Origin of the sequence: Microcoleus sp. S13_C3 (genome assembly GCF_036700905.1) — a bacterium.
Classification (GTDB): Bacteria; Cyanobacteriota; Cyanobacteriia; order Cyanobacteriales; family Microcoleaceae; genus Microcoleus.
On the sequence record NZ_JAUBPT010000073.1, the window covers coordinates 31,279 to 39,703 of the forward strand.

An 8,425-nucleotide genomic window follows, 5' to 3' on the forward strand; every position below is an offset into this window, starting at 1 on the left:
TAATTTATTGAATTAGTTAATAGATAATATTCTTGCTTAGTCTTTCTAGAGTGTACGGGGGCAAAAGTCCCAACGACACGCTGAGGACGCCAGTTATTCCGGGAGCGTCAGACAAAGGTTCTTTGGCGAAAGAATCCTCATCTCCAATCAAAGATTGAGATGGGGTGCGTTCAACCGCTAGTTAGGTCTCGTGGAATCCCTATGAGTAGCACTTCAGAAAAGTCATCTACATCTTCATCTTTACTGTCAGCTCAGACCCTAGTGATTGCGGGCATTGTCTGGGCTGTCATGGCGCTGCTGTTCTTTTTGCTGTTCAGCGTCCCCCTCTCAGCAGAAGAGGGTTTACCTCTGTGGTACTCGATCGGCACTTATATTTTTGAATGCGGAGCATACTTCGGAGCGGCTTTAGTCTGTTTTAGAAACTGGCAAAGCCCCCACATGGTCAGTGGGCGCAACGTCTGGCTGGGCATAGGTCTGGGGATGCTGTTTTATTTCATAGGTGGCGTGCTGTTCGGGATTTGGGAACTCTATTTCGGGTTAGACCCGGACGTGTCTCCCGCAGATGCGTTTTATCTGGGCAGCTATGTGGTCCTGATCGGGGGCATGGTTGTAGCTGTGACTTCCAAGCGGCTGAATCTAGAAATTTGGCAGTGGGGTTTGTTAGCGGGAATTGCAGCCTTGGGGATTGCTGTAGCTATTTGGGTTGCTGCACCTGACTCTTGGAGGGCCCAGCTAGGAATGGCTCCGGCAGCCCCTCAAGAAGTAGTGACAGAATCTGAACCAGCAACCACTGCTACAGGAAAAGCGCCTGCTTTGGACAATTCGTCCAAAATACAGGCAAAAGCAGCCGCGACTGATGCTGCATCAGCACCCGAAGAAGAAGCAGAAATCAATGCTCCGGCATGGGTGAGGGCACTAGACAAGCAACTGGCGCCTCACAAAAATGCAATCAATTTGTTTTACATCGTCGGGGACGTTTTTCTGCTGATTATTGCTACTGCATTGCTGCTGGCGTTTTGGGGAGGACGTTTTTCCCAATCTTGGAGAATGATTGCGGCTGCAACTTTTTCGCTGTACATCGCAGATATGTACTTTAAATGGCGCGATACTCAGGCTGAGGGTAGTTATCAAAGCGGCAGTTTGCTGGAAGTCTTTTTTGTTTTCAGCGCCATCCTGTTCGGAATTGGAGCTATCTTGGAACATGACATCTCAACCCGTTCTCGCCAGAGCAGGCGCAGTCGTCGCGCAGCCTAGCGATTTGAGATTCAAGTTGCTGTGGCAAGCGATGGGGACGCGAAAGCTGTTTTGCCCTTGTCGGCATCTGTGAGCTTGAAATCGAAAATGAAAAATCACAGTTCGCTGAGCTAGCCTGCGTCTTTTCACGTCTTTTTGCTGGAAAACTTGGCATGACGCCTACAAAACTCTCCGATTCAGACAAAAGCGAACTCATCAGGCTGTACCGACAGTCAAACGAGAATACTATCACTCTGGCAAAGCGCTACGGAGTGAGCAGTTCGACTGTGAGGCGCATCATTCAGGGGGCTTTGTCGGAGCCGGAATATGAATTTCTAGTGCAGCAAAAACAAAAGCGTTTGTCCGATCGCACCAGTGTTTCTGAACGGACAGACAGGACTACTGATCCGTCGGCAGATGGCGAAATCAACCCTGTAGGTGTCCCCCTGTCTGAGTCAGTCCCTGCCCTGCCGTCAGCCTCAAATTCGAGGCCGACGATCCGAAAGCGTTCTGAACCAGTTGCAGAATTGGATGTTTCTGAGGTGCCAGATGCCCAAGCAGCCAATCTTGCCGATCGAAGCCACCGCGCTGTTGTGACTGATGAACTAAAGGCAATGCTGCCAGCAGAAGGGTTGCTGGCAGGTGAAGATTTTAGCGATTTCGAGGAAGATGACGAGGATGAGGATGAAGACGATTTAGATGACGACTTCGACGAAGATTTAGAGGATGAAGACTCTCTATTTGAAGGCAGTCTCTTGGGTTCACTATCGTCGGGCGATTCGATCATCTTCGAGGGCTTCGCTAACGAGCTTCGGGGTACAGGGCTGATTGAAGTTTTGCCTTTAAGCGAAGCATCTCTGCCCAAAATTTGTTATTTGGTGGTCGATCGAGCGGCAGAGTTAATCACCAGACCTCTAAAAGCTTTTGGCGAACTGGGTCAAATTCCGGCGGCGGAAATTCGCGAGAAAACCCTAGCAGTATTTGACAATCACCGAGTGGCCCGCCGGTTTGCTACTCGCAATCAAAGGGTTTTCAAGATTCCTGACAGCAGTATGCTGCAAAAAGCAGCACCTTATTTGCGAGCAAAGGGAATTACTCGGCTGCTGATTGACGGCCAGGTATATTCCCTCTAATGCCTCACATCTATTTAATATTGTACGGTGTCGGATTCTTCTGGATTGGCCTGAAATTTAGGACGCGAGTTTTGGGAATCTGAAAGGTTCCACAGCGGTTGCAGTAGCGCACCTCCGATCAGTCCTGCACTCAGGCTCATTGCTAATACTACCCCTACGGGCATTTGTATCGATTGAAAAAAGATAAAGTTTAAGGATACTGGGGCGGCGTTCTGCACTGAGATAATGCCGATCGCGCTTGCTAAAATTGCTACTAAAAAACTAATGGCGAGCAGAGGAATTGTTTTCATAAAAGGGGTTGACAGACTAATAATTTAACTGATATAATTTTTTCATAATCTAAATCTGTGTCAAAATATTATTTTTGCAACCATCCGATTATTTATTAATATACAATAACATTAGGAGAAAAGTCAAGTAGATGCGGAAAAAATTTAGGAATTGTTTAATTAAAAATTAAAAATTAAACAAAAATAAATTTACAAATCCCAAACTTAAACAAATCCAATTGTCTTGCCAATATCGCGGTTCTCAAGCGTGGTGAGGTATGGGGCGAGTCCAATGCCCAATGCCCAATGAGCATCTCATGTTAGTGAGAAAGGCTATATATAAATTGCCCAGCAGTATCAATGATTAATGTTCAGAGGATGGGCAAGATTTATCAAAAATAAGTAAGGTGCAGAGTACGCACCTTACAATCTCACGCCGTAGGGGAAAAACCCCCGTTGGAATAGGTAGAAATTTAAACAGGTTCTAACTGGGAAATTACCTTTTCCATGTATTCCGCAACTTTGGCTTCTTTTTCCACAGAATTGGTTTCCATGTAAACGCGCATCAAGGGTTCGGTTCCCGAAGGCCGCAGCAGTACCCAGCCACCGTCTTCAAGATAAAGTTTAATTCCGTCTTTGCGGCCGATTTCCTTAACGCCGATACCTGCTATTTCTGTGGGGGGATTCTTGGTAAAAGATTCCAAAACCGCTGCTTTGTGGGCTTCTTCTAGGTGCAAGTCCAAACGTTTGTTGTACAGGGGGCCGTCGGCTTCTTTAATGGCTTCTTCGACTAGCTGAGAAAGGGGTTTGCCTTCATAGGCGATCGCCTCAGCAACTAGCATATCAGCCAAAATCCCGTCTTTTTCAGGAATGTGACCCAAAACGCTCAAACCGCCAGATTCTTCGCCACCGATGAGCACCGCAGTTTCCCGCATTTTTTCGCCGATGTATTTAAAACCGACTGCGGTTTCGTAGATTGTTAAACCGTACTTGGCGGCCAAATTGTCCAGCAAGTGGGTAGTTGCGACTGTACGGACGATCGCCCCAGTCAAGCCTTTATTCTTAACCAAGTGACGCGCCAGCAGCAACAGTACAGTATTGGGAGTCAAGACATTTCCCAACTCGTCAACAATACCAAAGCGATCGCTGTCGCCATCGGTAGCCAAACCCAAATCCGCCGAATCCTTCTTAACAGCTTCCACCAACTCGACTAACTGTTCGCCCTTGGGCTCCGGCATTCCGCCACCAAATAGCACGTCGCGGTAGGTGTGAAAACTTTCGACATCACAGCCGCAGTGTTCCAAAACCCCGTCGAGATAGCCGCGAGAAGTCGAGTAGAGGGCGTCGTACTTCACCTTCAACTTAGCAGAGCGAATCCGCTCCACATCGATCAAAGTATAAAGAAACTTCAGATATTCGGGTTTCGGGTCAAAACTGGAGATTTTATCGTTGTGACTGCCTTTGGCTGGGGCATCAGAAGCACCAGCAATATTTGCCACAATTGTATCGGTAATTTCTGGGGTTGCCGGGCCCGCGTAGTCGGGGATGTATTTGATGCCGCAGTAAGGTGCGGGATTGTGCGAAGCAGTGAACATCAGGGCTCCTGCCGAGTTGAGATGCTTGGCGCTGTAGGCGATGACTGGTGTGGGGCAATCTCGATCGACCACTTTCACCGTCCATCCCAAATCTGCCAATACTTCCGCCGAGGTGCGGGCGAACTCGTCTGCCAGAAAGCGGGTATCGTAGGAGACTAGAACTGGGCGGTCTTTGGTGTAAGCGGTTTCTAGGTAACTGGCGATCGCACGGGTGACTTTTCGCACGTTGGCAAAAGTAAAGTCATGGGCAATCAGTCCCCGCCACCCATCGGTTCCGAACTTAATTTCTGTTGAATTGCTGCTAGCGCTCATTTTATCCACTTCCTCTCGTCCTACTAATCCTACCCGAAGGCATAGCCTTAAAGACATACTGACCGTGCTGTTTGTGAGGATCGATCGCCCGTGGGGCCCCAGGGCTGTTTCGGGGCAACCGGGCGTGGGATTGCCCCTACGGAAAACGATGATTTTGACTCTTGTAGTGCCAAGAATGCCTACCCTCCCCATCCACGATTTGTTCGTGTTTCAGAGATTGGGGCAGCCACTCTTTGCTGCCCCTACAAGAGAATGAAACAGCCCTGCCTGGGGCCCGCATCAGCCTAATCCTATCGTTGTAGGGACAGGCATCCGCCTCCGGCAGAGGACTCGAACAAGTCAGAGTGGGCAAAATGTGGGAGGGATGGGGCTAGTCAGGCGCTAATTCCGGTTTTGAAGGGTCGTTTGCCGATCGAATGGACGACGATCAATTGCGGGCGATTCCCTACGGGATAGCTTCGCTTCACGGGGAAGCTAAAAAACCGATCGCAAAAAACGACCCTGGCAATGGCCTTAACGAAATGCACATAAATCTGATTCTCATCTCAAATTTAATTTTTTATTTAGAAAAGCCGAGTGTTAAATTTGTTAGGGTTTACTAACACTCGCCCGACTCAAAATACATTTCTAATTCAGCTATAGAAATAAATTAACTAAAGTCACCCCTAGATCGTGCTGTCGCCTAGCTTCATTAAGAAATTAGGGCGATCGACAAAAGCGCTCCAAAACAAAGATAAAGTATTTCAAGCAGCAGTTTTGTTGAGGCAGATTTGACTTTAATTATCAGATTTTAAGACAGATTAAATTTATTGCTCGTCCTCTTTATAGGTCAAAAAAATAAATTAGGATCGCGATCACAGGGTGATGGTGATCGATCGCACAATAAATAACGTTATTAACGTGCAACTTATAAAAGATGCAGGCAGTCGAGCGAAATGGCTTATAGCTTTAAGCGTAATGGCTGATGACTGTCAGCGTACAAATCCAGAAAATTGTAGTTAACAACGTTAAAAATTAGGGGAATCGTTCGAGTGCGAGTTAATAAAAAAACGAGGTTTATCATGACGGGTATTTCACACATATCTTCAAAATCTTTACCAGCAGCCGACCAACTTCAACAGGGCGCAATTCAGGCGTCCCAAGGTATTACCGGACCCGACACTGAGCAACTCCCAAAAGCTAAAAGTGTCAGCGTTTCTTCCTTCGCAGTTAGCTGGGCCAAAAAATATTACAGTACAGTTGCGACACGAGAGAACCAAGGGCAACGCCAAATTCTCCCCAGCCTCGATTTAACTAATTTTGAGGGAAATAGAGCCCCAATAGTTGACAAATTGACAGATACCCTGAAATTAGCCAGCGAGATAGCTTGGAGTAGAGTAGAAGCTCTTTTAGGGAAACAAATAGAGCGGCACGCGATCGATCCAAGTTTAATTAATTCTTTAGAAATTGTCGCGGATTCTCGCACATTATATCGCAAAGCAATAGACGCTTATGCGGATAGAGAACCTGTTTTCCGCTTGTCAGTGCTGGTGGGAAAAGATATTATCAAAGTGAGGCGAAAATACTCAGAGACAGATCCGTTAGTGCTGGGATTTGTGACAATGCAGTTTCAATACACTAGCAAAATCTTGTTAGGATGTCTTTCGGAGTCAGAGAGAGCGGAATTTGCGCCCTACTTAAAAGTTGTAGACGACTACCTGCACATTCCCTACGGAGAGATTAACGAGGCTGCGGCGAATCAGCCCCCGAATTCAAGAGCTCTATTAGCCGTTCAGCATTTGTTGCAGCAGACGACTCAGATTGCTAGTGCAGTGTACGATCGAGCTAGTGCCCAGCATCAAGGATACCGCAGCAGCAGTGGCTATTTGAGCGATCGGGAGATAAAAATTTCTGGTATCCGGGATGTCGAGATTTTTCAAAGCTATTTGTGCTGGTGCGTTTTGGAAGGTAGTATTCGCCCGGTACAGCAAGAATTGTTTCCAATTTGCGTGATGTTGTACCCCAAACTTCATGTAAGTTGGGAGTTAGTGCAGGATATGCTGCTGATTTTATTTTGGGAAATATGTGAGCGGCTTTCTGCTGAAGATTTAACGGTATTTATACCTTACTTGCGTACTTTGACTGAGATGTTTTCCAGCGATGTGTTTGATAATTAGGGAATTGGGCAAAGGGCAAAGGGCATAGGGCATAGGGCATGGGGTCAAAAAGCGGAACTATCGCCGAGGGATTTGGCATTGGGAATTGCCAATCTCTATTTAAAACTAAAAGCTGCCACTGCCAAACATCCCCAACCGACAATAAAAGCAACTCCTCCCAGTGGCGTAATTGCACCCAGCCATTTAATGTCGCTCAAACTCAGGGCGTACAAACTGCCTGAAAAGATGAGAGTGCCGGCAATAAAAGCCCATCCAGCCACTGCAAAAAAAGTTTGAGACTCTTGGGCGCGGCTCAAGAGTAAAGCGACGAGTAATAGAGCCAGGGCATGGTACATTTGATATCGGGCGCCGGTCTCAAAAATGGTTAAAGCTCGATCGGTCAATTGATTTTTCAAAGCGTGGGAGGCGAAAGCACCGCCTGCAACGGATAAACCTCCGAATACGGCTGCGGTTGCTATGAAAATGCGAATTAGGATTAGTGATGACATAATTTAATGATAATTTAATTATATTTAATTTTACGGTTGGGTGGGGATTGTCGATCGGGTTATTGGTTGGTGGGGGCGGGTTTATCAAGATTATCTGTGGGTGGCATAATCGATCGGTTAACCCGCCCCTACAAAATAATCCTAATATTGTACAGGCCTGTAGGGGCGGGTTCGCCTAGATATTTGACACCCATCAACAAATTATAAAAACCCGCCCCCACCCAACCCAGAAATCAAAAATTAATTGAATTTAAAGGTTAAGCGGGGATAGTCAATTGGGGTTATTGGTGGGGTGGGGGCGGGTTTATCAAGATTATCTGTGGGTAGCAGAATCTATCGGTTAACCCGCCCCTACAAATTTGAAATAATTACCACTTAAGCTCAAATTTGCACCTCCTTGGAGAATGCTAATTAATTCATTTTGAGCCGCCTTGCGGTAAATTGCCGTACCAGTTTGGTTAGCTTGCGAGAAAGGAACTAACAGATAATCATCGGCTTTCCCATTCAATTGAATACTATCTTCACTGGCATTAAAGTCAGTAATCAGCGCGTAGTCGAGATCGCCGTTATCGTAGTAAGTGTTATTGACATCTCCCAAGACAAAAATATCGCTACCACCTCCGCCAGTTAAGGTGTCAATTTCCTCAATTCCGGGGTTAATAGCATTGATGTCAACTCCGGTGATAATATCGTTACCATTGTCGCCTTTAAGCACGTCATTACCAAGTCCACCAAAAAGGCTATCATTGCCATCTCCACCGATGAGAATATCTTGTCCTTTCTCACCATCTAAGTAGTCATCATTGAGATTGCCAGATAACACATCTTGACCTGAATTGCCAAAGATTTTATCATTTCCTTGTTGACCAGAAATGCTATCATCTCCTGCGGTTCCGTTGATAATATCATCTTGAACCGTGCCTTGCAAGCCATTATTTGGGTTAGCAAAACCGAAACCTCGGCTACCAAAAATGGCATAACTATTGCCGGGAGAATCTTGAAATAAACTGCCAGGTGCGCCAACAATTATATCATCAATTCCATCGCCGTTAATATCTCCCCCACCGCTGACAGCAGTGCCAACTAAACCATCAGTTTCTACTCCATTTAAAACTAAGGCATTCTTACCGTTAGCTTCTACTAAACTGAAATTAGCGGGAAAGGGTGCATCTCACTTTTGCGAATGTGTCAAAAAAGAGTTAAAATGAAAAAGCTAGTAAAATCGTCAAATAAAGATGA

At 46.2% G+C, this 8,425-nt stretch carries 8 protein-coding genes and 1 pseudogene; 4 read left to right on the plus strand and 5 right to left on the minus strand.

The window, feature by feature from the left end; all coding sequences use genetic code 11:
- Nucleotides 1–201 precede the first annotated feature (201 nt).
- Nucleotides 202–1,254, plus strand: coding sequence for a hypothetical protein (locus QUA16_RS20125; protein ID WP_333101910.1), 1,053 nt, complete (start codon nucleotides 202–204; stop codon nucleotides 1,252–1,254).
- Between the two features lie 152 nt (nucleotides 1,255–1,406).
- Nucleotides 1,407–2,366: a hypothetical protein gene (locus QUA16_RS20130; RefSeq protein WP_333101911.1), complete on the plus strand. Its 960-nt coding sequence runs from the start codon at nucleotides 1,407–1,409 to the stop codon at nucleotides 2,364–2,366.
- A 14-nt stretch (nucleotides 2,367–2,380) separates the two neighbouring features.
- Here QUA16_RS20130 and QUA16_RS20135 read toward each other — a convergent pair whose 3' ends face one another.
- Together QUA16_RS20135 and QUA16_RS20140 are read right to left on the minus strand one after the other, a co-directional pair.
- The gene (locus QUA16_RS20135) at nucleotides 2,381–2,656 is read right to left on the minus strand and encodes a LapA family protein (protein WP_333101913.1); all 276 of its coding nucleotides are present in this window, start codon (nucleotides 2,654–2,656) and stop codon (nucleotides 2,381–2,383) included.
- Nucleotides 2,657–3,108: 452 nt separating this feature from the next.
- The gene (locus QUA16_RS20140; protein WP_333101914.1) at nucleotides 3,109–4,542 is read right to left on the minus strand and encodes a phosphoglucomutase/phosphomannomutase family protein; all 1,434 of its coding nucleotides are present in this window, start codon (nucleotides 4,540–4,542) and stop codon (nucleotides 3,109–3,111) included.
- Between the two features lie 416 nt (nucleotides 4,543–4,958).
- Between QUA16_RS20140 and QUA16_RS20145 the strand changes: the two genes are divergently transcribed.
- Nucleotides 4,959–5,144 carry a hypothetical protein gene (locus QUA16_RS20145; protein WP_333101915.1) on the plus strand — a complete coding sequence of 62 codons (186 nt, stop codon included), beginning with the start codon at nucleotides 4,959–4,961 and terminating at the stop codon, nucleotides 5,142–5,144.
- A gap of 459 nt (nucleotides 5,145–5,603) precedes the next feature.
- Entirely contained in the window at nucleotides 5,604–6,698 is a 1,095-nt protein-coding gene (locus QUA16_RS20150) for a hypothetical protein (RefSeq protein ID WP_333101916.1), read from the plus strand.
- 95 nt (nucleotides 6,699–6,793) lie between these two features.
- Here the strand turns inward: QUA16_RS20150 and QUA16_RS20155 are convergent, their stop codons facing one another.
- The 3 genes and pseudogenes from QUA16_RS20155 to QUA16_RS36985 form a co-directional block, all read right to left on the minus strand.
- On the minus strand, nucleotides 6,794–7,186 hold the full coding sequence (locus QUA16_RS20155) for a DUF423 domain-containing protein (RefSeq protein WP_333101917.1): 393 nt from the start codon (nucleotides 7,184–7,186) through the stop codon (nucleotides 6,794–6,796).
- A 340-nt stretch (nucleotides 7,187–7,526) separates the two neighbouring features.
- Complete coding sequence (locus QUA16_RS20160; RefSeq protein WP_333101918.1) at nucleotides 7,527–8,114, minus strand: hypothetical protein; 588 nt, start codon at nucleotides 8,112–8,114, stop codon at nucleotides 7,527–7,529.
- Between the two features lie 75 nt (nucleotides 8,115–8,189).
- Nucleotides 8,190–8,255: pseudogene (locus tag QUA16_RS36985) on the minus strand (hypothetical protein); the annotation flags it as partial.
- Between the last annotated feature and the right edge of the window lie 170 nt (nucleotides 8,256–8,425).

Excerpts from the sequence above, each read along its gene's own strand:
- QUA16_RS20125 (WP_333101910.1), top strand. The coding sequence starts at position 202 with ATGAGTAGCACTTCAGAAAAGTCATCTACATCTTCATCTTTACTGTCA.
- QUA16_RS20130 (WP_333101911.1), top strand. The coding sequence starts at position 1,407 with ATGACGCCTACAAAACTCTCCGATTCAGACAAAAGCGAACTCATCAGG.
- QUA16_RS20135 (WP_333101913.1), bottom strand. The coding sequence starts at position 2,656 with ATGAAAACAATTCCTCTGCTCGCCATTAGTTTTTTAGTAGCAATTTTA.
- QUA16_RS20140 (WP_333101914.1), bottom strand. The coding sequence starts at position 4,542 with ATGAGCGCTAGCAGCAATTCAACAGAAATTAAGTTCGGAACCGATGGG.
- QUA16_RS20145 (WP_333101915.1), top strand. The coding sequence starts at position 4,959 with ATGGACGACGATCAATTGCGGGCGATTCCCTACGGGATAGCTTCGCTT.
- QUA16_RS20150 (WP_333101916.1), top strand. The coding sequence starts at position 5,604 with ATGACGGGTATTTCACACATATCTTCAAAATCTTTACCAGCAGCCGAC.
- QUA16_RS20155 (WP_333101917.1), bottom strand. The coding sequence starts at position 7,186 with ATGTCATCACTAATCCTAATTCGCATTTTCATAGCAACCGCAGCCGTA.